The organism is Paenibacillus sp. FSL L8-0663 (assembly GCF_038008125.1).
GTDB classification, from domain to species: Bacteria; Bacillota; Bacilli; order Paenibacillales; family Paenibacillaceae; genus Paenibacillus; species Paenibacillus polymyxa_D.
In genome coordinates, this window is record NZ_JBBOYM010000001.1 from 3,830,515 (window position 1) to 3,856,968 (window position 26,454).

Below are 26,454 nucleotides of genomic sequence, written 5' to 3' on the forward strand. Positions count from 1 at the left end.
GGACCCTGCTACCTGCGCAGAGTCCTTGCTTGTACCATATCCTATTTTCAAGCTTGCCGTACTACTCTCACTCTGCGATTCACCAAATAAATGCTAAGCCCGATTAAGATCAACCCGATCAGCAGGAAAGCCGTAATCGCTTCGCCCAGCACCAACGAGCTGACAAACACCGAGATCACAGGCACCAAAAACGTATAAGACGCAATCTTGCTCGCATCCCCTGAATTAACAAGTGTGAAATACAGCAACCAGGAAAGTGAAATTCCCAGCACCGTGCCGAATATCAGCCCTGACACATACGGGACATTCCATACGATATCCGACCAGCTTTCCGTCACCGTTCCAGCTCCCGTCAGCACGATGCCTCCCAGTGTACATTGAAATGCAACCAGCCACAGCGAATCCACACGCTGGTTTACCTTTTTCACATATACCGTTCCCAATGCCCAGCTCACGGCTGTAATAATGGCGAGGATTACACCTGCCACAGCCACATGTCCTGAAAATCCGCCGACACTGACAGCCGCAACGCCCAAAAATCCGATGACCAATCCAAGCACTTTAAGTCTGGACATCGCTTCCCCTAGCCACATCCATGCAAAAATGCCGACCAGTACAGGCTGGAGATATACCAGCACAGAAAACAAGCCAGAGGGGACGTACATCAGCCCCACCGTTTGCAGACCATAAAACAATACCACGTTAAAAATACCTGAAATAGCATACACCCGCCAATTTTCTTTCCAACGAATGCGATTCCATCTCGGTACTAAAATCACTCCCAATAGCAGACCGCCCAGCAGTGTACGTAGTCCTGCAAACAATAGTGGAGGTGTGAATTCCAATGCAACTTTATAAATGGGCCAAGAAATGCCCCACAACACAACCAGTAGCGCGATCATCATCATTCGCTTGGCTGTCGTTAACTCTCCCATGACGCTATCGCTCCTCTATGAAAAAAATCACTAGACTTTATATACTACGCCTACAGAACAACTTTATCAAACAAAAAATATGTATTGGAAAGCTCCAACTTTCATGCCCGTTTTTTCATCGAGGTATGTCTTCGGACAGAGGAATCCAGTCAGTTGCCTATGTTACAATATACCAAAAAGACAGATAAAGCTTATAAGGATAGGAGGTTGTCTGCACTTGATTTATATCATCAAATTTTTGTACAGCTTTGTGCTCCCTCCCGGTTTGTTCATCCTCGTGATGGCAGGGCTCGTGATTTGGCTATGGAAAAGGGCACGTATACCTGCGGTCGTACTGCTTCTTGTCACATTGCTGCTGTATGTTTCCTCGACCAATCTGGCTGGAGATTTGTTAATCAGTAGCCTGGAAAAACAGTACCCACAACCCCGTACTGTTCAAGGCGATGTCATTGTTGTGCTTGGGGGCGGAGCCACACAGGGAACCCCCGACATCAATGGACAAGGCAATCTGCTAGGATCTGCGGCTAATCGACTGCTCACTGCGGCCAGATTGCATGAAGCAACAGGCTTACCCATTCTTTTCTCCGGCGGGCAAGTGTTTGGAGACAGTGGTAATGAGGCGAATATTGCACAAAGACAGTTACTGGGACTCGGTATTCCGGCAAAGGACATTCTGATCGAAAACCGTTCTTTGAACACACAGCAAAATGCCGTATATACATCGCAAATTTTAAAAAAACATCAACTCACTAGAGCTGTTCTGGTGACCTCCGCTTTCCATATGCCCCGTGCTGCACTGGAATTTCAGCGTGCAGACATGCAGGTCGTAGCTTATCCTACCGACTATCTGGCAAGTGAAAAGCTGTCACTGTATGCTGGCAAACTCTCGCCGTCTGCTGGAGCCATGTCTACAACCGGAACAGCCCTCAAGGAATACTTGGGGATTCTTGCATTAAAGCTTAAATAATGTGATGTCTATATCATATAGCGGCATACAGCACAAACAAGCGTCTTACGCTCCGCAGGTATAAGCCTGTAAGCTAGCAAGGCGCTTGATCTACCATTACATATTCTAATCCAAAAAAATATCCGAAATTTGTTCTTCCGATATGACCTTAAAGCCTTCCTTTTTTAACAAAGCCGAGGTTACCCCATTACCAGCTATTTTACGATTTTCGAATGACCCATTATATATTGCTGCTGATCCGCAGGACGGGCTGTTTTCTTTTAAAACAACATGCGTTGCGTTAACCTCTCTGGCTATATTCAAGGCTTCGTACGCACCCCTAATGTACATATCGCTGACATCGTTGCCTGAAAACTCGACCACCTTAGCTGTGCCGTTCAGCACATCCTCGCCTGTCCCTCCAACAATCTCAGCAGGCTCTCTCGGAGTCACAAAGCCCCCCAAAAGCTCAGGACAGATTGTCACAGCTTTCTTTTCCTCTACCAACTTCTGAATATGTACATCCAGGCTATCCGTCCCGTTATATCGTACCTTCATGCCTGCCAAACACGAACTTACCAGAATCATTAGTTCCACCTCATATCCATTGTATTCCTATTAAGTAGTTAAAGTATAAACAAATTTCCTCGTAGAGTCATCGTACGAAAATTTTGACTCGCCTCTACGTCCGCGTTCCGTAAGAGTGATACGTTTTTGCGTGTTTCTTCAGAGATCGCAAATGCATCAGGATTTCATTTTCTATACAACGGGCTGCAAATGTTGCCAGCTTGGTGCCTTTCCCAGTCTGAAAGCTTTCAATGTCCTTCATCAGGCCGATGGTACCGAAGGGTATGAGATCCTCCAAATATTCATTGTTTTATTCATTTAAGGAAGGCGGAACGTGTACTCATCCAAAATAACCTGATAAAAACAAGCCGGAGACGCATGTTGGGCAGCCTTCGGCTTATTTTTATATGTTGAGGTTCATCCTGCTCGTAAGTAAGATAATTTCACTCTTGCTATAAGTCATAATTTAAGATATATTATTAATTAAATGACCATTCATTTAATTAATAGAAATTTAGTTTAAAGAGAGGAGAATACATTTGGCAAGACCCATCAATGAAGAAAAAAGACTGGTGCGGCGTAAACGCATCCTAGAAGAAGCTGTTGTCCTGTTCGCAGAAAGTGGATATTCGAATACCACAACGGCGATCATTGCGCAGAGTGTGGGAGTGACTCCTGGAACCATTTTTCAATATTTCCCCAGCAAAGAAGCTTTATACAACGTTGCTGTCCTTGAGCCGCTGGCTGATATTCAGGTGAAATCGCTCGCTTGTCTACAACAAGAGGGGACGCCGGGCGTATTGATTAAGAACATGGTGGCAGAACAATTCAACCATATCTACTCCTATACAAATGAATTGCGGCTTGTTCAATCTGTCTTAGGACAACGAAAAAGATTTCCTGAACTTACACAGAAGGTCCTTGAAAGTATAAAGGTAATGACAGATGCGATCGAATGCGTCTATGCCAAGGGACAGTTAATGGGAGAATTCAACAAAAGCTTTTCTCCAGCAATGATCTCTCGTGCCTATATCTCTTTCTTAAATGGAGTGGGCTTAACTCTTGGAGAAAGTATTATTCATCATCCCGAGTGGGAAAATCTGAAGGGACATGCCTTTTATTTGTTCGCACCCATACAACCTAAAGAAAAACTGGAGGATTCTAAATGAGTCAAGCATCATTACAACCCGATCTGACATTTAACGTTCGTGTGAAAAAACGAAAGAAAATTTTATGGAGCCTAGGGATCGTGCTTTTGCTTGTGACGGCTCTTGTATTTTTTATATCTTATAAAGTAGTAGACACCTTGTTGCACCATCCTAGAGACACTAATGTCAGCTACGGATTGAATATCGATAAAACTCCCTACGAAGAGGTCGAGTTCAAGAGTTTGAAAAATGATAATACGATTAGAGGTTCCTTCTTTCCTGCAAGTGGTCTTTCAGGTAAAGCAAGTAATAAAACAATTATTGTCGTCCATGGATATACGAGCAATCGTTTAGTCAAAGGGCGGACCCAAAAGTTAGTAGAGCACTTCGTTCCGAAAGGCTATAATGTATTGGCATTTGACCTCAGTTCACAAGGTAAGTCCGATGGTGATTTGATTACACTGGGCCTCAATGAAAAATATGATTTGCTAGGAGCTGTAAGCTATTTAAAATCGAGAGACCATACGGGTGATAACATTGGAGTTATCGGTTTTTCAATGGGTGCTGCTACTTCTTTGCTAGCCGCAAGTGAAAGTGATGACATCAAAGCCGTAATTGCGGATAGTCCTTTTCGTAATGCTGGTCTATTTCTGAGAGAGGGTTTGCCCTTCTTTTCAGGTTTACCTGCGTTTCCATTCAGTTATACATCGACTTGGATGGCAAATTGGGCCTTTAAGGTTGATCTTGATTCCATATCTCCTATGGATGCGGTAAAAAAGATGCAAGACAAGCCAGTTATGCTCATTCATGGTACTGGAGATCAGCAAATTAGTTATAAAAATACAGAAATTATTTACGAGTCCTTAAAAGATAACCCAAAAGCAGAAGTATGGTACCCGCAAAATACGGAGCACATCGATGCCATCAACCATTACCCCACTGAATATTTCAAAAGAGTAGATCGCTTTTTGGATGAGTATGTAGGGAAATAAATTCAATCCAAGAGAGCCAACTAGCTGAACAAGTAACCACACTTATAGGAAAATTCCCTAGCGCTTTTCAGCGTAAAGAAGCAAGTAATTGAATTATGAAAAAGACCTAAAAAGGCCCTGTAAAGGGCCTCAAGTGGGTTCATATATCTCCTTATCCATTACCCCTTCTGCTTGTAAAATTCATGGTACAGCTTCATTAATGCACGCTTTTCAATGCGGGACACATACGAACGCGAAATCCCCAGCTCTCTGGCGATTTCCCGCTGTGTACGTTCTTCACCTCCGGCTTCCAGGCCGAAACGGCCAATCACCACTTCTTTTTCACGCTCATCTAAAATATCCAGATTGCGGTAGATTTTACTCTTCTCGATTTTGAGCTGTACTTTATCTACAATATCGTCCGCCTCAGTGCCGAGGATATCAATCAAAGTAATCTCGTTGCCTTCCTTATCAGTCCCTATAGGATCGTGAAGTGATACGTCTTTGCGTGTTTTTTTCAGGGATCGTAAATGCATCAGGATTTCATTTTCTATACAACGGGCTGCAAATGTTGCCAGCTTGGTGCCTTTCCCGGTCTGAAAGCTTTCGATGGCCTTGATCAGTCCGATGGTGCCGATGGATATAAGGTCCTCCAAATCTTCGCCGGTGTTATCAAATTTTTTCACAATATGGGCCACCAGCCGTAGGTTATGCTCAATGAGTGTGTTACGGGAATGTGCATTGCCTTCGGCAAACAGCTTTAGGTGTCGAGCTTCCTCTTTCTCAGTCAATGGCTGCGGAAAGGCGTTGTTTTTCACGTAGGAAACGAGTAGCGTCAATTCCTTGATGAACAGAGCGATAGCGCTAAATAGTCCGGGCACGGATGACACCTCCTGAGGTAGTTGCGAACTTACCGGCCTTTGTTACTTACCGGGCTTGCGGTCTGTTTATTGTATGTAGGTAGGTGCCCATCCGTGCCTGTACTCCGAAAACTGCTCCGTAACAATTGCCGGATACCTTGCTGGAGCAACCTCCAATACTCAATTCGAAACGTAGAAATCTCTTCGACACAAATCAACGCGCTCCATGTAGCCAGAGGGAAACACGGGATAGCTTTACATTATTCATCACTTGGTTTCCCATTTTCTTTCAGCAGAGTATTAACTTCTTTCTAAATATGACAATGGGAGTGGAGAATAGACCATTGTATCTCCATCTTCATCACGTTTTAAAACAATAGCAAACTCAGCACCATTACTTTCATCACCTCTTGGCAACGGGAATATCATAGCCGGACAACGCAACTCATAATTATGAGGAAATTCTTTTCGAAAGTTCTCTAAAGCATAATTCAAAATCGCATCTATTTTGTCGGTAAGCACATTAAATCCGCCTATTACAAAATCATTGTATTCTTGGGAAGCGGTGTACTTCTCAAATAATTTTCTTTTATATTCCTCAACAGTACTAAAACAAACTTCCCAATCCAAAGGGAATATGCCATTTCCCAAATAATAAGTGTATATTTTCATATTCGATCCATTTCCTTTCTCGCACCTCATTTAGTTATTTATATTCTAAACATGCAACTCCCCGCCCGCAAATGAGTTTGCTATTATGATGTCAGACCGCTTAAACACTAGTATGCATTCCATGATCAAGGAATATATTCATAGAGAGTTTCATATAAATGATATATATCAACCTTTTCAACACATTCAAAAATTAAACTTAAGGAGGAATTTCAACATGGCAAAATTCAGTCAAAATCCAGACAACTATACTTTTTCCATGGATCCTGTTGTTATAGCAGAGGAAAATGTATCAACCAACGGAGATTCCAAAAATACTTTTCCGAAAAATGTTTTAATTGATAATAATCTCTATTGGGAAAGCAGCTTAAACGGTAAAGGTGGAGAAATCATCTTTAAATTAGATACAGGTAAGACGATCAATGATATTCTTTTAGCTCAGCCATCTTCTCGAGCTTTTATACTTTCATTTTCTTTTCACGGCTCTAGAGACGGAGAAAATTGGTTTAGGTTAGGTGAAGTCGAAACTTTGCCAACCACTGTAAAAACAACCTATCAATTTAGTAATGAGATTCCTTTTTCATATTATAAAATAACTGTACTTTCATCGGGAATGAGTAGTACAACCTCCTATTATGGTTTACGATATGTTCAGCTAAGAACCGCACTCATTAATGGCGTTCCTGCCTACAGAGCATCCAATCTAAACCCCGCTATTGCGGAATAAGTTAGTATACACAAAAAAGGGGCTGGCCAACGCCGCCCCTTGATTCATTCTATTTCATTTGAAGCATGTTATAAATCATCTCTGCTGCTTCTGCACGTGTGACCTCCTGCTTGGCACGGAAGCTACCATCTGGATATCCTTGTACTAAATTAATTTCGGTTAGACCAAGTACATCCTTTCTGGCCCACTCTACAATTTGAGAGGAATCCGAGTATGCACTGCTTTCTTGCTGTGGTATAGCTTTGATAATGTTATTCACCATTTTAGCCGCCTGCTCACGGTTAATGACACGATCTGGGCCAAACTCTCTATTACTAAACCCGCGAGCGACCTGATCTTTAATCGCCGTTTTGAGCAGATCCACGTACCACGCCGATGGATTGATATCCTCGAAGCCTAAAGTCACATCCGTTTCGAGCGGTAATTTCAAGGAACGGACCAGCATAGAAGTGAACTCCATACGCGTTACAGGTCTGTTCGGCTCAAATAGCGTGTGGGTTGTTCCCTTTACTACACCCAAATTGGCAAGCACATTTATTTTTTCTTTATTAAATATCCGATCAATGTCACTAAAATGATTTGGCTTCTTCTCAACGGTTGAATCTTGAATGTGTTCTGTTACTATCGGTTCCTTTATAACAGGCTGAATCGGTTTTACACTCTCCGCTCCTCCTGCTCCGCCACCTGCTTCCACAGTATTACCCGTTGTTTTGCCATTCGCTTGTTTTGCCTCTGTGCGTTTTCCTTGACTATTTTCTGCCCAAAGTTGAACTGTATACAACCGCTTCTCTTTAAGCTGTCTCCAGATATAGCCTCGATCCTTACCACGATATAGCTCTGTTCCTCCTTCACTGGCGAGGACGAAAATATCATTCTCATGGTCAGATTCCCAATGGATGATAAACTCACTATTCGTTGTTTCCATCTTCGAAAACGCAAATGCTGGAGACGGCAGCGTCTCCACTTCACCTTCTGTCTGCTTACCCTCACCACTTGTGTTCAATGGCTTGACGGTAATACGATACAATGTAGAACTATCCAATCCATCTACTTTAAATTCATGGGTGGTCGTATGACCGATAAGCATCTCGTTTTGGTAGACATTGTAGGCATCTGCACCCGGAGCTTCTTTCCACGTAACAACCAAATCGGTATCTGTTACTTTTTTCACAGTCAATCTACTGTCTGATATCTGACCTGGCAAAGCGCGATACGTAAACGGAGCTAAATTACCTGCCCCCGTTGTATTCACGGCCTGTATACCAAACGAGTAAATCATACCAGGCTGGATACCTGAAAGCTTAATATGGGCATCTCTGGTGTTAAAAACTTCCCCCGTATCTTTACGGGTTACAGTATATTGATAAGCGCTCTTGATTTCATCCCAGCTCAGTGAAATCTGGCCAGCCTCATGTTCTGTAACATTCACATTTTGTACTTCAGGAGGAAGTGTCAGCAGCTCACCCAACGCTGGCTGGCTAAAACCACTACTGTTCCCACTGCTCACTTGAAAATCATAGTTACTCCCACCTGTTAAACCAGCTATAACCACACGTGGTTCCGTACTATAATAATCTTGACCGTTGATCGTCACCTTATATTGAGTTGCCCCATCAACCGAGGCCCATATCAATATGGCATCGTGCTCGCGAACATCTACAGTTGCAAGTTGTACAGCCGAAATTGGTAGTGTTAATGCGTTGATAGAAGTATCTTTACCCGTACCACTTCGATTGTAGGCTCGTATTTTAATATTGGCAGACCTGCCCGCTGGCAAGCCCTCAAAAGTATAAGAATGAATACCACGCGCAACCCGGACCTTCGGTTCATCGTTAACATTCAAGATGTATCCTTCAGCCCCCTGCACATCCTGCCACTCAACACTGACAGCATACACATCCTTCGTCACACCCGATAATGTAGTTACTCGATCAGGTAAAGTGATGACTCCCAGATGAGCATAGTCTCCGAATCCTGTTGCATTTTCAGCGGAAACGTTATAATCATACTCTGTTCCCGCCTGAAGATCAGTATCGGTGAATTCTGTATACACATCGTTATAAACCGATACTTCATTACGTTCTAGGGCATAGTAGGTGGCAGTGATTACAGAATTCCACTTCAAGTCGATTCCATTTTCTCTTACAGTTACATTCCGGAATCCGTTCGGGCTGTCTGGTAGGCTTAGAAAAGATACATGCTTTGCTGTACCCTCTCCAGTGTCATTCATAGCTGATACAGAAATATCGTAATATTTACCAGGCTTCATTCCCGTAATTGGATTATACACATCCTGTGTAACCGTATCCTTAAATATGATTTCTCCCGTACTTACGTCTGCTGCTGTAATATTATATCTGTTAGCTGATGAAACTGGCGTAAAGTCAGCCATGATTTCTGTAGAATGACGAGAGACAGGTCGTAACTGGATATGATCAGGAGCATCAGGTAACGTTAATACATGGACTCGATTGGAATACGCATTGCCTCCTACATGATTACTAGAACGCACTTCATATTCGTATTGTCGTCCTCCTTGTAGCCCTCTATCTGTAAAAGAATTTGTCGGATGCGTAACATCCCAAACCTCATTAGTTGTTATATTTCGGACTGTATAGACGTAACCATCGTCAAGGCCCGACGGGAGTGTCCACTGCAAATCAGCTTCTGTATTTCGTACGGATGTCGCAGAGAGCACAACCGACTGGGGCTGGTTTTGAATGCGAAGTGCACCGCTAACCGTTTCATAAATGTTACCCACCCTATCTTTGACCTTGGCATGAACATACCATTCACCTTCATTTGAAAGATCCATCTGGATTGTTGTGTCAGCTGCAGCATCCCAGTTTTCGGGTGAATCAGGGCTGTTCGTGATTTTATACTGCATTGTGGATGACTCAATCCCCGAATGCTGATCGGCATATCGTATCCTTACAGGAATATGAGTATCTTTCCATTCACGCGAATCCGGCGTCAGTTGGATCGTCGGTGGTTCCAAATCAATATAAGACACCGCGGACACCGGATCGCTTCGATTTCCAGCTGCATCTACAGCTTGTGCAGTCAATTGTATGACCCCCGAACCCTTTAATATTCCCGATGAACCAGACACATAAGCGCCAGAACCTAATTGATATTCATAATGTACTGCTGTAATATCCGTCGCACCCGATAGAGCAAACTGAACTGGCTTATTGGTATATCGAGTAGGTATCGTCACCTCGGAAAACGTAACTTTTGGAGACGTTGGCTTGGTTCGATCAATCGTAACCGATTGAGTTACGATTGAACTAGACACATCAAGATTATTGATCGTCCGTGCTGATAATTCGTAAATTCCTTCTGCGTTTAATGTAAAAGTACCCTTGTAGGTCAACCACTCCCCAGATGGATTCAAGCGATACTGTGTCATCTTAATTCCATTTGTAGGGTCACTTCCTGAACTAATGGTAATATTCACATCACGGTTCGTTGGGCCTGTTTCACTAGCCCGGATGACAGGAGCAGTCGGTCCCTTTTTATCAATAGTGACTTCCTTGCTTACTTCTCGGCTCACATTACCGACGCTGTCAATGGAGCGTGCATGTACCGTGCTTTTACCATCTTTATTCACATGAAACACTTCACTATAATCCTGCCAATCCTGATTCACAACGCCTGTCATACGAAATTGAGTATGGGCTAGTCCAGAATAATCGTCTACACCTGGTTGTAATGAAATCGTATAGTCATTACTATTCCCTGTTGCTTCTATGCTAGGGGGAGTTGGTGGCATCTTGTCTATTCGAACATTCCCGGAAGAAAGGCCACTATACTGGTCATTCACATCCACTGTCCGGGCATAGATTGTATTTACACCATGGTCATAGACAGTGAAAGGCCCGGTGTATTGCTGAAATGCTCCTCCGTTCAGACTATATTCATAGTATTTTAATCCTTCAGGAGCCACATCTCCATCGATCCACACGGTTACAGGGTCTTTGGTCCACCCTGTAACAGCTTGTCCCTCTGCGTCTGCGTGAATCTGGGGTGGTTTAGGCATGAGGTCCGATTTGGGAATAACACGGACCCCAAACTTGGATATTTCATTACTTGTCTGTTGGTTAGTTCCCATCGCTCTGAAATAGCGAACATCCCTTAATGTAATTGAGTCGGTGATATCTATCCATTTTCCCTGGTAATAGCTATCAGCATAGAATTTCCTTACATTAATCCATGTATATAGATTCGTTCCGTTAGGCCTCCAACTGTCGCCTGCGGCGGCATTAGACGTATATATATCGGTATGATAAGACCCTTCAATATAAACAAAAATCTTGTAATCCGAAGCCTTAATAGATCTTCCAATATCAATAAAACGATTTGTCGGCTGTGTAGTCCCATCACATTTATACCTCGCCGAACCCGTGCCAGTGTATACTTCTGTTGCTCCTATCCCATTTCCTGACCAAGAACCCCAACTATCGCCCCCACCCGGCAAATTGTTTTGGCAAAAAGGGCCCCCAATGATCTCCTGAGCAGCAGCGGATACCCTTTCCGGAAATATGGGAATCATCGTTAATAGTAGGACTACAGCCAAAAATCCATACACCCACTTCCTATACTTCCTTACCTTTCGCTTAGTTTTTCGATACATACACTTCTCCTTACTTTATTTTATTTTCAAAGAGTTTTACAAACTCGCTTCGAGTAAAATAGAAAAAGCACCTCAAACGAAGGCGTTAATGCCTAGGTTTGAGGTGCTTCCTCTATATCACGAGTATGTTTTGAAGCTATTATACTTCGTTCCAAGCAGGATGTAAACAGAACTGACAAATTATTTAAGGGTGTTAATGAACTTGAACGCCTAAGCTCCGAAAAAATCCTCGCATATTCTGCATGTAAGAATCCTGAGTAGCGGAAGATTCCTTAAGAAGATTTTGCATGCTGTTCATAAAAGCAGAAGCTGATGTCGTATCCGCTTTGTCAAAGCGATTGTTTAACGGTGTGTTATTTAGCAACTCTGTATTCTGTCCCATACGTTCCTTGTATTTCTCAATCCAATCAGGATGTTGAGGAACCTTTTGCGCAAAATTTAACAGTTGGCTCAACCCATTTCCTCCACCTTTAATATCATTCATGTACGCCGTATATTTTTGAGGATCGACCTGCTTCATCACTTCCGACAGCTTGACATAATCCTCAGGAGCACCTGACGGACGATCCATTGGAGTCGTGTAGCTAATATCTCCGGTCTCTGGATCAGTGGATCGTGTTAAAGCAATACCAGCGATCTGGTTCATGGTTTCCAGAAATTCTTTGGCCTTGTCGCCTTCCATGTAATGATCGGCAATATACTTGGATTGGGTAACTCCCATCTCCAGCAGCACAGCTCGCTGACTCTCATCGGTTACTGTTCCGTCGACGATAAAATTAGATTGAATCATACTGTACACTGCATTAGACACTTCTTCTGACTGACCTTCCAAAACCCGGTTTAATGAATCATTGATTTGGGTTGTACCGAAATACTTGGCAGACTGTGATACAATAGCTCCTTCGGCCAACTGTCTGCCGGCTTCACTGATCTCCACGGAGTCTTGAACTACCACTCTGGAGACCTGTTCTTCATGAAGCTGGGGTGGTGGAGCTTGCTTGCTTGTCGGATTGATCCGTAAGCTACTCGCATTAAGAATCGCTTGCTGTGCTCTAAGAGGCCCAAAATTCATCCTATTTCCTCCTGTCATGTTTGTAACAGGCAATCTAAGGCGTATGTATAGTGTAATGTGACCCTGTTTCTATATATATCGGACAAAGCATATATGGAATGAATATATGCTTTGTCCCAAAAATGAACAAATATTGAAGCAAACTACTTTTGATTCAAATATAAAATACTCAAGCAACAAGCTACCTTAAGGGTTAGCTTAATAACCCATCCATCAACCGCCATAAATGCTGTAAGCAAAGTGATATACAATATCCGTATCTATAATCGAAGTACCTGACACCTGAGCGGCTACCCCTGATAGATCATAGTAGTGTGTAAAACTGATGGCTCCAGACAGGTATTCCGCTATACTTCCAGTGGAAGATGGCAGGGAAAGAGTCACACTAAAGGCTCCATTCTGGTCCGTATAAGCTGTGCCTGTACGAGTACGATTCCCGCTGCCTTCAGTCCAGTTCTGATTCAACCATGTCACATCAACAGGTGCATTTGCCACTGAATAACCATCAGTTGTCTTAACTACACCCTTCACGGTAAGGTTACTGCGTTGATTAACCCGATAATGACGACCATATGAGTAGTTCGGATAATCATTAGGGCCATTAGCAGAATCATAGCCGGTAATTTCAATTTTGCCAGCCCGAAGCACCGGCTTCAGTGTAAGTGTGTACAAATGATTGGGTGAATACTGATTGGTTGTGTACACTCGCACATAGTAGGTTCCTGTATTTAAGCTAACATTATGGTTCGTTTGCGGCAGAAGCACCATTTGGTTTCCGGTAAGGACTCCGTAGACTTCCGCTTTGTAGCCATAACCGTCCGAAACACTGTCAAGCTTGACGTTCAAAGCGTCATAATTGCGGCTGGCTGGGATCGTAACTTGGTACCAGTCATTATCAATGCCTGAATGAATGGAGCGTGAATTAAGCGATGAACCGCCCGTACTAAAGGTAAAGTTGTAGGCATGGAAAGCACTCTCATCTGGTTCATATGCATCGTAGCTGGAACTTGTATCGACCGTTAGATAGAAAGGATCATTGATACTGGAACCTTTTTTGGCATGGACAACAATCGCATATGCCTTTTCATTTCCAGAAGCGTTGCGGGTTCCTACGTTTTCAGGAAGTGAGGCAGCCCCCTGTTCATAATTGTTAAAATAAGTACCATAGGTGGATGCGTCAATGGCATTAGGATTAATGTCCCCTGTCGTCATATCAAACTCATATAAGTATAAATCATAGTCAAGCTGGGCTGAAAATGGACCATCCAACTGGGCCTGCAACAATTCACCAGGCTGCAAATAGATCGGATATAAAAATTGTGTACCTCCCTCTTGCGTAATCGTACCGGAATACGTAGCAGAAGAAGCTGTGGCTGAAGCAGCCATTGGGCTTTCTTTCAGCGTAGACATGGATTCCCTTTTCAATGAGGTTGTCTCTGATGTCTTGAAGTTGAGGTTTTCTTGCATGACATAAACCGAAGACGTAACGCTGTCTGACTTGTCTGCCCGCGTTAAACGCTTAATTAAGTCTCTATTTTCAGTTGTTAGCTGAATCTTGGATTCTACCTTAATCGCTTGATCCGATGCAGCCTCCTTACTTTCACTCGCGTTCGCAGTCATTCCGAAAGCAAACAGAAGCATCATGCTTAACATCATTGCAATAGCCTTTTTGAACCTTTTCATACTGAAATCCCCTCTCAAATGGTTTAAGGAATTCCCGCTATCCCCGGATAAACCAGGGTGATTTCTAGGCTGCATGGCTCTATCATAAATCATCTTTGGTTCTATTGGAATATATTATGCAAAACATTTTCTAATTGTAATATATGTAAACAAGACTATTTTCTTAACCTTGCTAAATAAACATGAAAAGTCGCTCTTTCAGAAATGGAAGCCTCGGCTAACCCTTCAGAAAAGGCGACTCTCTCATGATCAAAATGACATTAAAGCATTTCTTAGTTTCTCAAGCTGTAAGCAAATAGATAAATAATGTCCGTCGCACTAATCGAAGTTCCATCGACCTGAGCCGCTACTCCTGTAAGATCAAAATAGTGTGTGGAAGCAATTTCACTTATATATTCTACATTTTTTGCTGTCGATTGCGGAAGAGAAAGGGTCACACTGAATTTACCACTATCATCGGTGTACGTAGAAGCCATTCTCGTACGGTTACCGCTACTCTCGCTCCAGTTCTTATCCAGCCAAACGACCGTGACAGGAGCATTGGGAACCAGTTGACCATCTGTTGTTTTCACAACACCGTTCACGATCAGACTGCTGCCTCCGTTAATACGATAATGACGACCGTAAGAATATGTCGGATAATCATAGTAGCCATTGGAGTTATAGCCGGTAATTTCAATTTTGCCAGCTCGAAGCACCGGTTTAATCGATAATGTATACAAATGGTCGGCTGAATACTGACTTGTGCTGTACACTCGTACATAGTAAGTCCCTGTGTTTAGGGTAACATTATGATTGGTTTGTGGTAGAAGCACCATTTGGTTGCCCGTAAGAGCTGCATAGACTTCCGCTTTGTACCCATAGCTTTCCGAAGTGCTGTCCAGCTTCACATTTAATGCATCATAATTACGGCTGGCTGGTACTGTAACTTGATACCAATCGTTGTCTATAGCCGAATGGATGGTACGGAAGTTAATCGAGGAGCCTTTGTCGTTAACAGTAAAATTATAAGCATGGAAGGCACTATCATCCGGCTCATAGGCATCATAGTTGGAGCTTACTGCTACAGTTAAATAGAAAAGATCATTAATGCTAGACCCCTTCTTGGCATGAACTGCAAGCGCGTAAGCCTTCTCGGCTCCGATTGAGTTGCGAGTTCCTACGTTTTCTGGAAGAGAAGCAGCTCCTTGCTCATAATTGTTAACATAAGTCCCGTAGTTGGAAACATCTATAGGATTGGAATTAATATCACCTGTCGCCATATCAAACTCATACAGGTATAAGTCATAGTCTAGCTGGGCTGAAGACGGACCATCCAACTGAGCCTGTAACAATTCACCCGGTTGCAAATAGATCGGATATAAAAACTGTGTGCCTCCCTCTTCTGTAATCGTGCCGGAATATGTAGCAGTAGACGCTGTCGCTGCGGCTTTAGATGATACTGAGTTTGTGCTGGCTTTGAGCGAAGGGGTAACTCTCTTTTTCAATACAGATTTCTGTGGTGTCGCCAAGTTCATATTTTCTGTAATGGTGTACACCGAATCTGTGGTACTAGCAGGCTTGTCCGCGCGTGTTAATTGTTCAATAATACTTTCCTTATCAGTTGTTAGCTGCACATTGGAAACTGCCTGAATCGCTTGATCCGTCCTCTCCCCCGCACTTGCGCTCGTGTTTGCCGTCATCCCGAATGAAAGCAGGAGCATTGAGCTTAATGTAACTGAAACTACCCTTTTAAACCTTTTCATACTGAAATCTCCTCTCAAATGTATTAAAGATATTCAGCTATTCCCTAAATATATACAGGAAAATTCTAGGATGTCCTGTTCTATCATAAAGCAATTCTGGTTTAAATGGAATATAATTCTTAAAATATTCTTATTTGTAATCCGTATGAATAGGGTTTAGGTTAATTAACTTAATGATGAAAAAACTTAGCGTGTTTATGTTAGTATTATGTTGCTTCTCCATTTTGGCAGCCTGCTCTACCGATCCGGTTAAAAAAGATTTAATTACCTATGTGAATGATGGAATGCTTCCGTTAGCACAAGATGAAAAAACAGTAACTGAAAAATATGGATCCGTGACCAGTGATAACTTCACAGATGATGAAACACTATATAATACGTTACGAGACGAAATTATCCCACAATACACCAAATACCTTGATAAAGTTGAAGCAGTGAAGACGGAAACCCCTGAGGTGCGAGCTGTCCACGAAACCTACGTCAAGGCGGTTAGCACTCAAAAGGAAGCATTCATTACGATGCTCGATGCGTTGGAAAAAGGGGATCTGAACTTAATTAATGAAAGTAACACCAAGCTAAGCGAGGGTAGAAAGCTATTCAGGGATTTTGGTGAACAGGTTAACACACTTGCCAAAGAGCATGATGTGACTTTGAATAAGAAATAAACAAAAAAACTCCCATTATGGGAGTTTCAGATTGTCGAGAAACCCTGTCATTTTGAGACGTGGGTTTCTTTTTTACATCATAATGCTTTGGTCTCTGGAGAAGCAGGGGGGGGACCCCTGTTTCTCCAGGCGATCTAGGTGGATCGCCATCTTCTTCATGTTCTGCACGGCTGCCGTCATAAGGGCTTGTTCCCTGACGTTTGGAAGACCGCGCAAACGGCAATAGCGAAACCCATGGAGCTCTTTGGCATCCGCGAAGCTTCGCTCAATCGTCTCTTTTCGTTTGCGGTACAGCTTTTTACCAGATGGGCTCAGCCGGTTGCTCCGTACCCACTCTTTGCTGTCTTCCCAGACATGCCGAGTCACCACTTTGCGGTGGTTTCGAGACTGGGTACACTGACTTAGCAGTGGGCAATGCTGGCACTGAGCTGGGTCAGAGGCATACTGCCGGTATCCCTTACGGTCCGTCGTTCGGTAGGGCAGTTCCTGTTGGGCTGGGCATCTATACGCATTGCGTTTGGCATCGTATTCAAACTTCCATTTCGGAAACAGTCCTTGTCTGGGATGGAATCTTCGGTGAGCAATCACGGCAAAAATCTTTCGGTTCTGCAAACCTCGGCAAATCGGCGTTGTTAAATAACCTGAATCTAGTGCAACAGCTTCTACTTGAAAACCAAAACGTTCTCTTTGGCGATCCAAACGGGACAAATAGGGGACAGAATCATGTACATTCCCTGGTGTCACATGCACGTCCGTAATCAGATTGTACTTCATATCCACCGTGCGGTGGTCCAGATAGAAGAAGCCTTCGGGCTTGCCATCACGGATCATATAGCCGCTGTCCGGGTCTGTTTTGCTCACTTTAATTTCTTTTTCTTCGTTCACTTCCTCTCGGGATTTTAAGGCTTTTTTCCGTGGTTTCTCCGGTCATCCTTCACCGCTTCGTTCAGCTCGTCCATATAGTCTTTAGTATTCTGCAACACTTGTTCTTTGGTGTACTGGTGCCTGTTAGCATTGGCTTTGACGTGTGTGGAATCGGTGACGAGAACACGCCCACCCACCATTCGGTGAGAGATCGCCTGCAACACAATTTCATCGAAGATATCTTGAAAGATCGTGGTGTTTTTAAAGCGAGTGCGACGATTCCAGCTCATCGTCGTATGGTCCGGAACTTTATCCGTTAAGCCCAACCCCAGAAACCAACGATAAGCTAGGTTCGTCTGAATTTCTCGCTCGAGTTGCCGTTCTGAGCGAATGCCATAGAAATAACCGAGAAAGATCATTTTAAACAATACGGTAGGATCAATGGCAGGACGCCCGTTGTCTGCACAATACAGTGGTCGAACTTTATCATCGATAAACGAAAAATCGATATACTTATCTACTTTGCGGAGCAAGTGATCTTGAGGAACCAGATCTTCGATGGAAACAAATTCGTAGGATTGTTGTTTTTCGCGGTTGGAGCGTAGCATATCAACACCATCCGTTCTACAATAGTTACCTATATTATACAACATTAACGCGGTGTCGTCTTAAACAAAATTAACATAAAATAGGCTGTCGAGACTTTCTCGACAGCCTGAAACGACCATTATGGGAGTTTTTTCACTTCAGGATTTTGCAAAATCCTCACTTATGAATATTCGAAGCAAATTACCGCTTTACTTAATTCTTGGTCGTAAAATAAATAGACGGTATCCGCCCCACACGCTTGAAAATAATACCCGGTAATGGAACCGATATAGGTAAAAGTCTCACCATTGGGACGCTTAGGCACATGAAGCAGATTGGTTTGCTCGAACTGGAGCATCTCTTCCAGAGATTCATCATATTCCTTGATGTAACTTTGAGCCTTGTCAGACTGAAAAGCGATATCATCTAAAATTCCGTTAACTTCAGGGTAACTCAGCCCCCAACCACTGGATTGCTTTTCCTCAAAATCACGGGTAAGTTCTTCAACAGACTTTTTGGCCTCTCCAAAGGAGGAATATGGATAAATTTTATTATTTTCCAGGAAAAACGCTTTGCGAGCTTGGTAGTCTTGTTCATTATCCATATACACCTGTTCCAGTCCGCCCAACGCCATGACTTCTCTCTTCATACGTAGGTACGCTTTATCCCCGGTTGATTTCAGCGCTTCATAGGTAGCTTCCAATTGCTCCTTCTGATGAAGACTAAAATAATTCCAGTCTGCTTCGAACTTGTATTTGCCGTCAACTACATCGAATCCCAGCATATCTTCCTTGGTATATGAGGTATGAAAGTCCTGAGTATTTTCACCCACACAGCCTTCGTAGATTTCTTTTACGGAAACAAAATGCAACCACTCGTCCTGCTCTGGAAATAAGAACTGAAGATTAATCGAGCAAATCGGCAGAAAATGCTTGCGATGATGTTCAAGATCGCTGGCAAATACGTCCTCGTATGCTGGAAAACGTTTGATGAATCTCTCAGGTATGTTCATGGTAGTCCCCCTATATTGTATAGTTTTCCGGTAGCCTTCTAATCTGAAACGTTCCTTCCATGGAAATCACGCTATAGAGTTCATCAAATCCTTCTTCGTAGCTCGGAACCTCCAGTTTACTCATTACACTCTTAATACCAATCTCAGGAATATACTCTTTGCCTGTGCGCTGCTCATTACGCTTAATAGATTCTGCATAATCAGGTTCAAAGTAGTAGCCAATGATTTTAAATCCCTTGTTTTTACAAGCACCTATATATTTCTTTCGTTCTTCGACTGTTGGATTGGTATTGTCCACTACAAAACGCTGCATCGTTTCGATAGAGGCCTGAAGGTAAATATTTTCCCTATTTCGTGTTTTAAGCATATCCAGATTTATTCGCATATGTGTTTTGAAGAATTGTTCTTTATAAAAAGTCGACTTGCCCGAAGCCTGAATTCCTATAAAAATAACACACTCCAAATCTACACATCCTTGTCCAAGTATACATATTGGTTAATATAATCTCTATTCTGCGAAAAAATCGGTGTCTCATGATCAACATCCCACTTGCTTCTAACGGCTTCGCCTTTGTTGTATTGTTGTTTGGTAATGCAAATTCCCCGCTTTTGCCAGACCGGAAGGTCGTTCCAGTTTAGCCCTTTTTCCACAAAAAGCTTGTCTTGGAGCTGATTTCCGTTCAATCCTTCTAGTTCTAAATGCCTGAAATGGGCTTGAGCTACCATAGAAATGCTGTTTTTAGTAGCATCTTGTTGTCTCCATAGGAAGTAGTTTGTAACCTCATCCTGAGGCAAAACCCAAGCTCTCGCATCAAAAGTGGCTAAAGGCTGACCTGGGTAAACCTTTTGGATTTCCTCATTAAATTTGGCTGTAGCCAGAGAGGCAGATATGGACACCATCTTTTGAAGATTATTTTCAAACCAGGATTGCGTCGTTAATTTGTCATCATTCGTAAGAAGCAGTGAGATTTCATCGCTCTGATGATACACCAATTTACATCCCATAATGTTATAGGCCAAATATTTACACGTCTCCCATAATGCAAAAATTAGTTTCTCATCAAAAGGTTTCGTCATCCCACGCGTAAAGGTATGAAAATGCGCACCATCAATTCTGATGATTACTGGTAAACGGCGTGGTAGGCTTAATCTATAGGCATTTTCATATTCCTTCATCCTATTTCCAAAATCATTTTTTTTCATAAACTATGTAGGTTCCTTTCATGATCCGTGATTTACGTACGCAGTACAGGGCGATATGGGGTGCGGATAGCCAAGCTTTTCTTGAAGAAAAGCCCCTCCTCGTATGTGCAGGAGGACCGAGAACAGCAAAGGTTTAATCAGCTTCTTGCCGTCTTTTTTCTGCTGATCGCTTGGGTTAGGACATCGTTAATTAAATCGAGGGTGTAGCCGAGCTCTCCAACAATATGGATTCGATGTCGGTTCCGCTTTCTTTTTTATTTTGCAGTAATATTATCTTCAAATACAAAAACGGATATAGCTATATCTTCCTCCACTTTAATATCTGAAAAGAGGTGCAGCAGCCGGGAATCCATGTAATCCTCCAGTTCTTTATTGAAGTGTGTGGGATATATTTTTTGAACCATTTTGGTTCGGGCTGCATGCACCATCTCTTTCCCGGATTCTTCTTGTGCCAGAAACTTTTCGGATGGGGTTAAATTTCCATATAGCATCGTGATGGCCATATTATCTACAAAGGTTGTATGTATGCGCTCCGGGCCTTTCCCAAATAGCTCTTTACGTACTTTTCGAATAATTTCGTTAAAACCCGTTTCCCTTCTCATATCGCACCGCTCTCCTAAAATCTACTAAAATCCCTATTACTATTTCCATCATAACCGATTCCTATCATATAAAACAGAGACTAGCGAAAGTGATTTTTGGAACATGATTTTACGCAATTATAGGCGTTCATTAATTTTATTTAACATTCCCTCTAAAATTCGCTTCTCCTCTTCGGTCAGGGCCTGAACAACTTCGTCCTCCACCTTTTGGAAAGAGTCACTAAAAGCTTCAATCAATTCAATGGCTTTTGGTAAAACATAAATATTTTTTTGCCGTTCATTATTGGCCGGGATTTTGCGCTCGATGAATCCTTTTTGCTCAAGACCTTGAAGTATGCTTGTAATGCTGGCTCCGCGCAGATGAAACCGATCGGCAAGATCCTTCTGAATTAAATTATTTTCTTGATTCTCGTAGATATATCTAATCATTTTTCCTTGTTGAGCATTTAATCCCAACTCTTTTATGCTCTCGTCCGCTCTTTTCTTTAGCTTAAGACCGATAACCTGAAACAAATCCAGAAAAACCGTATCCTGTTGGGTTTTCATCATCGTACCTCCTCAAATTATTAGAAGTCTAATTGTCAGTAAATAAACTATATAAATCTATAAACTGTTTGTCAAATGAAAATCAGTTTATTGACAGTTATATAACTAACAGTTAGAATTCTAATTGTTTGAAGATGAACACTAAGGAGGAACGACATGAAGAATGTAACTCAAAGCTCTACGGTAGAAAAAGTTACAGCGATTACGAATGTACGTATTTTCGATGGAGAAAAAGTTATTGAGCCCAGAAATGTTATCATCCAGGGGGAAACTATTATTTCGGTAGGCGGAGACCTTCCGACGCATGCAACGATCATCGATGGGGAAAATGGGACATTATTACCCGGCTTGATTGATGCGCATGTTCACACTTCAATCGGAGGGTTAAAAGATGCTTTAAAATTCGGCGTCACGACAGAACTCGAAATGAACGGCAGTTTTACAGAAAGAGGGCGCAAAATCCAGTTGAAAAACGTGAATGATGCCGCTGAAGTCCGTTCCGCCGGCACAGCGATCACTGCTCCAGGTGGTCATCCGGATGAATTATTGCAGGATGAGGATGAAATTCCTGAGTTCGTATTAAAGGAATTGGAGAAGTTACCCAAGAAAGACCGGGAAGCTATGCTAGCCGCTTACGCTCACGATCACGAAAAAGTGCCCCAAGTGACGACAGTGGAAGAAGCGATCAAACATGTGCATACCCAAGTGGAGAGTGGCGCCGACTTTATTAAAATCATGATTGAAGAAGGGACGGTCTTGGGTGCCCCTGGACTGCCTATTTTAAGCGACGAGATTTTAAAAGCAGCTGTGGTAGAAGCCCATAAGTTCGATAAAATAGTCATAGCCCACGTCTTGACGGCTCATTCTTCGCAAACCGCCATCGACATTGGAGTCGACGGATTGGGTCACTTATTTCTCGACAGGCCCGAATACACATCTGAGTTGGTGAAATCCATAGCGGATTCAGGCGCATTTGTTATACCGTGCTTAGTATTGAACTCATCCATTCTGGGGAATCCAGCATCAGAATTGGCGAATGATTCACGTGTTTATTCCAAATTAAGTCCGGAATGGATCGATATTTTGAAATCAAGCTTCCATACTTTCCCGCAAGGCAATTTGGAGAATAGCTTTAAAAATGTGATGGATCTCCACCGTGCCGGTGTGGATATTCTGGTCGGGACGGATGTCGCTCCCGTTCCTGTTCCCAATCTTGGCGGCCTTGCTCATGGAGCCAGCGTTCATCATGAAATGCAATTGCTGGTTGAGGCCGGATTTACTCCCATAGAAGCGCTTCAGTCGGCTACCGCGAAACCGGCCCGTTGCTTTGGGCTTAACGATCGCGGCTGTATTGCCGAAGGTTCGCTCGCTGACCTTATACTAGTAAACGGTGATCCGACAACCAACATCTCTGATACTTTGTCGATCAAATCCGTATGGTTCAAAGGTGTGCAACAACTATGTTAATCGGAGCCTATCGAACAGGAACAACTTTCTAATCTCATTTATATGACTTTCATTTTTACTTTCCGAAGATAGCTTAATCTTGTTGCCAACGCAAAAACACCTCCAAGGTTATCTCCATATCTTACGACATGGGGTTTCACTTTGAAGGTGTTTTAATTGCAAGGAACATTGTAAAAACGTACAAGCAGTGGCCTCACATCGTTTCGGTTGCACTGTTTGTCATAAAATATACGGCTTACTCGTAGGCACCGATGTTCACAGCGACTCCCTGTACTCTTGGCTTCCCGTCGATATCCAGTGTTCCAATGATGGCAAGGTCCGTGTTCCCGGCATCGATCGCAGGTGACGAAGACTGCAAATGGAAGTCGCTGTTCGCGGCACTCACGAATTTAGGATCGGCAAATAGAGAATGCGTATCGTTGCCGGTCCCCGATTTGTACGCGGAGAAACCCGTATACTCCTTATTTTTCCAGATCCAATTCGCTTCCGAGCTGCCTCTCGGAGCAAAATATAAATTATAATCCACAACATTGCCGGAATTTTTGGTGTATCCATTGGAGATCAGCATATCCGTGGAGCTGGCCACGAAAATATTGTTTTGGATCACGTTGTTTCGCGTATCATATTGAACCAAAAACTGGCCGCTTCCATCTTCAAATGTATCGTTCTTGTATAGTGTATTGTTCACGATCTTGCAGTTTACCGTGGAGCCACGCTCCTCATTGTAACCGCCCATGGCAATGCCGGTCAGTCGGTTGTTATATATCACGTTGCTGCGGACCGTAATATTGCTGGTGGCTTTACCGGCGTGCTCGGAGGCAATTTCGACGCCGATATCGTTGTTGTAGCTGTAGTTCTGCTCAATAATACTGTCCTTGCCCCCATCTACATAAATGCCCCCGGCCGAGTTGTCATCGCTCTTGTAAGATGGGTTATTTTGAACTGAATTATTATACACCCGATTGCCCTTCACCAACCCGTTCCGCGCCTGATCGTAAGTCGTATTCGGCGCGGTGCCCTCAAAGCCGATCAAATCAATCCCGATGTTGTCATTATCGTGAATGAGGTTGTCGGTCACCGCAAAGCCATCCACGTTGCCGTTTAAAACGAGCGATTCGCTGGAGCCCAGCACGAGATTGTACAGCTCATTGCCGCTGATCGTAAGATCGTGAATCGAAGCCGGAGCTTTCGTGCCGTAAACAGCGATACCGTGAGCATCCCGGCCCAGCCGATCTTTGCCGGTCGGAGTGACCATGTTTTTGATGTCATGGATTTTATTGTTGGACAGATTAATGAAGCCGCCCGAACCGTGGACATAAATACCTACAGGCACCACGTTCTTGGAAGCAGTGGTAAAATTGCGGATTTCAAACCCCCGAACAGTAACGTAATTGACATCGGCCAGTTCGATCAGCCCTTCGTTCCCGCTGACCGAAAGTCCGCTGCCATCAATAATGGCGGTCTCTGTCCCATAGTTGGTGAACACAATGGGACCCTGTGAAGCGGAGCCAGAGCGGGTGATCTTTACTTTCTGCTTGTACACGCCGCCCCGGACGTAAACCGTGCTGCCCGCAGGAGCCACGTCGGCCGCGTGCTGCAACGTCTTCCACGGCGCATCGTTCGTTCCGGCGTTAGAGTCGCTGCCGCTCGTGGCCACATAATATTCTGAACCGGCCGCGGAAGCGACGGGAGGTTGCACATTTCCGGCCACCAGACCAAGCCCGAAAACCATGGCTAAACCTACCAGAAACATTTGCCCGAATTTCTTCATGTTCCTCATCCCCCTTTGTTTTTCTTGTAAATTGTACCCTAATTCCACTAAATCTGTTCTTTGGCATCGGCCATTAGTGCAACCTAATGCGCCATACCAAGGACCAGGAGGTCACCGTAATTGCTGTCGAAAGAAACAAGAAACCCTGCGTTTTAGTAATCGCAAGGTTTCTTGGTGATCAAAGCTGCTAACGTTGCCGCAGCTACCCTGTCGGCAGACTGCGCATGTTCTTACTCCAAACGGACTAATCCTTTACCAGTCGATTAGAAAGCATCAACATGATAAAAGAGAATAAAATGATGACAGCTACCCAGCTCCAAGAGAGTGTCATATTTCCGACCTCGGACGCGGTGTAAATCGCTGTAGGCAGGGTTTGAGTCTGTTCAGGAATATTACCTGCAAGCATCAGCGTAGCACCAAATTCCCCTAACCCTCGGGCAAATCCGAGAATGTATCCTGAAATGAGGGGTCGGTAGGCAAGGGGCATCGTAATGTGGCGAAACACTTGCCATTCGTTGGCACCTTGCGCACGTGCAGCCTGCTCTACCTCCGGGTCTACAGCTTCAAAACCTGCTTTAATGGTGCGGTAAGCCAGTGGAAAAGCAACAACTACGGCCGCCACCACTGCAGCTCCCCACGTAAATACAATCGTCTGCTGGAACAGGCTTTCGAAGGCAGTGCCAATCCAGCTTTTCCTTCCCAGCAAGATGAGCAAAATAAAGCCGATAACAGTAGGAGGCAAAACGAGCGGAAGAAGTAGGACGGTCTCAATCACGCTGGTTCCCCTCCGCGACGTGCAGTTCGCCATCATCCGCGCTACCACAGTAGCTAATAAAAAGACGATGATGCTGGCGACGACAGCGACTTTAACAGATACGATAACCGGAGGAAGAAAAGCTGACCAATCCAACGGGACCCCCTCCTTTATCTGTAAATTCTATTTTCCCGTCATTTCTGTAGGGGCTGAAAATCCATCTTTACTGAACACACTCATAGCTTCATCTGTTCGTAGAAAATCAAGAAACTCTCCTGCTTCCTGGCTGTGTTTGGTTGCTTTTACAATGCCTTCAGGATACAGGATGGGTGCGTGCAATTCCTCGGGCACTTCCAGTGCTATGACCGTTTTATCGGATGATTTGGCATCCGTTAGATAGACGAGTCCTGCATCGGCGTTGCCTGTTTCAACATAATTTAATACCTGTCTTACGTCCTTGGCGAATACCATCTTAGGTTCCAGCTTGTCCCATAGCCCAGCCTTCGTTAACGATTCTTTAGAATATTGTCCGGCGGGAACGGTAGTAGGCTCCCCAACAGCCACTTTCAGGAAAGAAGGACCCATCAAGTCATTGAGCGTAATGCTTTTGTTATCTGTGCTTTTCGCCTTATCTTGCGGAATAACCACAACCAGTTTATTTTGAAGTAGCACGTTATCCTTTTCCACCAATGAAGCATCGGTTAATGCCTTCATTTGCTTCATGCCTGCCGAAATAAATACGTCAGCGGGTGCGCCTTGCTCAATTTGTTTTTGTAATGTACCAGATGAAGCGTAGTTAAAGGTAAGTTTGATATCTGGGTGCTTTTTCTCATACTGGCCCTTGAGCGTATTCAGACTATCTTGAAGACTCGCAGCGGCAGAAACGACTAGTTCTGTCTTGGGTGCGGACTGTGCCGACTGTACAGCAGCCGGAGACGAACACCCAGCCAGAACCCATGCCAACAATCCAACGAACGTGAATATGTACCCAAATTTCTTTTTCAACTTGTTCTTCCCCTA

Annotated in this window: 23 protein-coding genes and 1 pseudogene; 6 read left to right on the plus strand and 18 right to left on the minus strand. The window is 43.6% G+C overall.

Features of this window, described 5'->3' with window-relative positions; translation table 11 throughout:
• Positions 1–47 precede the first annotated feature (47 nt).
• Positions 48–935: a DMT family transporter gene (locus MKY75_RS16730; RefSeq protein WP_318627836.1), complete on the minus strand. Its 888-nt coding sequence runs from the start codon at positions 933–935 to the stop codon at positions 48–50.
• A gap of 217 nt (positions 936–1,152) precedes the next feature.
• Here MKY75_RS16730 and MKY75_RS16735 point away from each other — a divergent pair, with 217 nt between their 5' ends.
• A complete protein-coding gene (locus MKY75_RS16735) occupies positions 1,153–1,902 on the plus strand; it encodes a YdcF family protein (RefSeq protein WP_318627835.1) in 750 nt (249 codons plus the stop codon).
• A 105-nt stretch (positions 1,903–2,007) separates the two neighbouring features.
• Here the strand turns inward: MKY75_RS16735 and MKY75_RS16740 are convergent, their stop codons facing one another.
• Both MKY75_RS16740 and MKY75_RS16745 read right to left on the minus strand, forming a co-directional pair.
• Complete coding sequence (locus MKY75_RS16740; RefSeq protein ID WP_049816884.1) at positions 2,008–2,469, minus strand: DUF523 domain-containing protein; 462 nt, start codon at positions 2,467–2,469, stop codon at positions 2,008–2,010.
• 124 nt (positions 2,470–2,593) lie between these two features.
• A pseudogene (locus MKY75_RS16745) lies at positions 2,594–2,752 on the minus strand (sigma factor); the annotation flags it as partial.
• Between the two features lie 235 nt (positions 2,753–2,987).
• Between MKY75_RS16745 and MKY75_RS16750 the strand changes: the two are divergent.
• Together MKY75_RS16750 and MKY75_RS16755 are read left to right on the plus strand one after the other, a co-directional pair.
• Complete coding sequence (locus MKY75_RS16750; protein ID WP_340885977.1) at positions 2,988–3,617, plus strand: TetR/AcrR family transcriptional regulator; 630 nt, start codon at positions 2,988–2,990, stop codon at positions 3,615–3,617.
• Positions 3,614–4,588: an alpha/beta hydrolase gene (locus MKY75_RS16755; protein ID WP_340885979.1), complete on the plus strand. Its 975-nt coding sequence runs from the start codon at positions 3,614–3,616 to the stop codon at positions 4,586–4,588. Before MKY75_RS16750 ends, MKY75_RS16755 begins: the two co-directional genes overlap by 4 nt.
• 158 nt (positions 4,589–4,746) lie before the next feature.
• On the opposite strand, the gene sigK is transcribed toward MKY75_RS16755, so the two are convergent.
• The gene (gene sigK / locus MKY75_RS16760) at positions 4,747–5,448 is read right to left on the minus strand and encodes an RNA polymerase sporulation sigma factor SigK (protein WP_013311218.1); all 702 of its coding nucleotides are present in this window, start codon (positions 5,446–5,448) and stop codon (positions 4,747–4,749) included.
• A 279-nt stretch (positions 5,449–5,727) separates the two neighbouring features.
• Positions 5,728–6,078 carry a hypothetical protein gene (locus MKY75_RS16765; protein WP_318627832.1) on the minus strand — a complete coding sequence of 117 codons (351 nt, stop codon included), beginning with the start codon at positions 6,076–6,078 and terminating at the stop codon, positions 5,728–5,730.
• Between the two features lie 238 nt (positions 6,079–6,316).
• On the opposite strand from MKY75_RS16765, the gene MKY75_RS16770 reads away from it, so the two are divergent.
• Positions 6,317–6,826, plus strand: a complete 510-nt coding sequence (locus MKY75_RS16770) for a discoidin domain-containing protein (protein WP_165148903.1) — start codon at positions 6,317–6,319, stop codon at positions 6,824–6,826.
• A 49-nt stretch (positions 6,827–6,875) separates the two neighbouring features.
• Here the strand turns inward: MKY75_RS16770 and MKY75_RS16775 are convergent, their stop codons facing one another.
• The 4 genes from MKY75_RS16775 to MKY75_RS16790 all read right to left on the minus strand — a co-directional run bounded on the left by MKY75_RS16775 (position 6,876) and on the right by MKY75_RS16790 (position 15,962).
• Positions 6,876–11,462, minus strand: coding sequence for a fibronectin type III domain-containing protein (locus tag MKY75_RS16775; protein WP_340885982.1), 4,587 nt, complete (start codon positions 11,460–11,462; stop codon positions 6,876–6,878).
• A 193-nt stretch (positions 11,463–11,655) separates the two neighbouring features.
• Positions 11,656–12,534: a hypothetical protein gene (locus tag MKY75_RS16780; protein WP_340885985.1), complete on the minus strand. Its 879-nt coding sequence runs from the start codon at positions 12,532–12,534 to the stop codon at positions 11,656–11,658.
• Between the two features lie 213 nt (positions 12,535–12,747).
• On the minus strand, positions 12,748–14,217 hold the full coding sequence (locus tag MKY75_RS16785) for a hypothetical protein (protein WP_209949455.1): 1,470 nt from the start codon (positions 14,215–14,217) through the stop codon (positions 12,748–12,750).
• Between the two features lie 272 nt (positions 14,218–14,489).
• On the minus strand, positions 14,490–15,962 hold the full coding sequence (locus MKY75_RS16790) for a hypothetical protein (protein ID WP_318627829.1): 1,473 nt from the start codon (positions 15,960–15,962) through the stop codon (positions 14,490–14,492).
• 176 nt (positions 15,963–16,138) lie between these two features.
• Here MKY75_RS16790 and MKY75_RS16795 point away from each other — a divergent pair, with 176 nt between their 5' ends.
• Positions 16,139–16,627, plus strand: a complete 489-nt coding sequence (locus MKY75_RS16795; protein ID WP_340885988.1) for a hypothetical protein — start codon at positions 16,139–16,141, stop codon at positions 16,625–16,627.
• A gap of 72 nt (positions 16,628–16,699) precedes the next feature.
• Here MKY75_RS16795 and MKY75_RS16800 read toward each other — a convergent pair.
• The 6 genes from MKY75_RS16800 to MKY75_RS16825 form a co-directional block, all read right to left on the minus strand.
• Positions 16,700–18,099, minus strand: a protein-coding gene (locus MKY75_RS16800; RefSeq protein ID WP_340885990.1) for an IS1182 family transposase whose coding sequence is annotated in 2 segments (ribosomal slippage) — positions 16,700–17,532 and positions 17,532–18,099 — 1,401 coding nt in all. Because the reading frame shifts where the segments join, the coding sequence is not laid out codon by codon here.
• Between the two features lie 161 nt (positions 18,100–18,260).
• A complete protein-coding gene (locus MKY75_RS16805) occupies positions 18,261–19,091 on the minus strand; it encodes a siderophore biosynthesis protein (RefSeq protein ID WP_209950175.1) in 831 nt (276 codons plus the stop codon).
• A gap of 10 nt (positions 19,092–19,101) precedes the next feature.
• A complete protein-coding gene (locus MKY75_RS16810; protein WP_340885992.1) occupies positions 19,102–19,554 on the minus strand; it encodes an AAA family ATPase in 453 nt (150 codons plus the stop codon).
• Between the two features lie 2 nt (positions 19,555–19,556).
• Complete coding sequence (locus MKY75_RS16815; protein WP_340885993.1) at positions 19,557–20,294, minus strand: tRNA(His) guanylyltransferase Thg1 family protein; 738 nt, start codon at positions 20,292–20,294, stop codon at positions 19,557–19,559.
• Between the two features lie 254 nt (positions 20,295–20,548).
• Entirely contained in the window at positions 20,549–20,896 is a 348-nt protein-coding gene (locus tag MKY75_RS16820; RefSeq protein WP_013311231.1) for a DUF2294 domain-containing protein, read from the minus strand.
• 117 nt (positions 20,897–21,013) lie between these two features.
• Positions 21,014–21,442, minus strand: a complete 429-nt coding sequence (locus MKY75_RS16825) for a MarR family winged helix-turn-helix transcriptional regulator (RefSeq protein WP_209950173.1) — start codon at positions 21,440–21,442, stop codon at positions 21,014–21,016.
• A 156-nt stretch (positions 21,443–21,598) separates the two neighbouring features.
• Here MKY75_RS16825 and MKY75_RS16830 point away from each other — a divergent pair, with 156 nt between their 5' ends.
• Complete coding sequence (locus tag MKY75_RS16830) at positions 21,599–22,909, plus strand: amidohydrolase family protein (RefSeq protein ID WP_340885995.1); 1,311 nt, start codon at positions 21,599–21,601, stop codon at positions 22,907–22,909.
• A 235-nt stretch (positions 22,910–23,144) separates the two neighbouring features.
• On the opposite strand, the gene MKY75_RS16835 is transcribed toward MKY75_RS16830, so the two are convergent.
• The 3 genes from MKY75_RS16835 to modA all read right to left on the minus strand — a co-directional run bounded on the left by MKY75_RS16835 (position 23,145) and on the right by modA (position 26,439).
• Positions 23,145–24,680: a right-handed parallel beta-helix repeat-containing protein gene (locus MKY75_RS16835; protein ID WP_340885997.1), complete on the minus strand. Its 1,536-nt coding sequence runs from the start codon at positions 24,678–24,680 to the stop codon at positions 23,145–23,147.
• A gap of 244 nt (positions 24,681–24,924) precedes the next feature.
• Positions 24,925–25,590, minus strand: coding sequence for a molybdate ABC transporter permease subunit (modB, locus tag MKY75_RS16840; RefSeq protein ID WP_069010423.1), 666 nt, complete (start codon positions 25,588–25,590; stop codon positions 24,925–24,927).
• Positions 25,591–25,617: 27 nt separating this feature from the next.
• On the minus strand, positions 25,618–26,439 hold the full coding sequence (gene modA, locus MKY75_RS16845) for a molybdate ABC transporter substrate-binding protein (protein ID WP_039274513.1): 822 nt from the start codon (positions 26,437–26,439) through the stop codon (positions 25,618–25,620).
• Positions 26,440–26,454 lie beyond the last annotated feature (15 nt).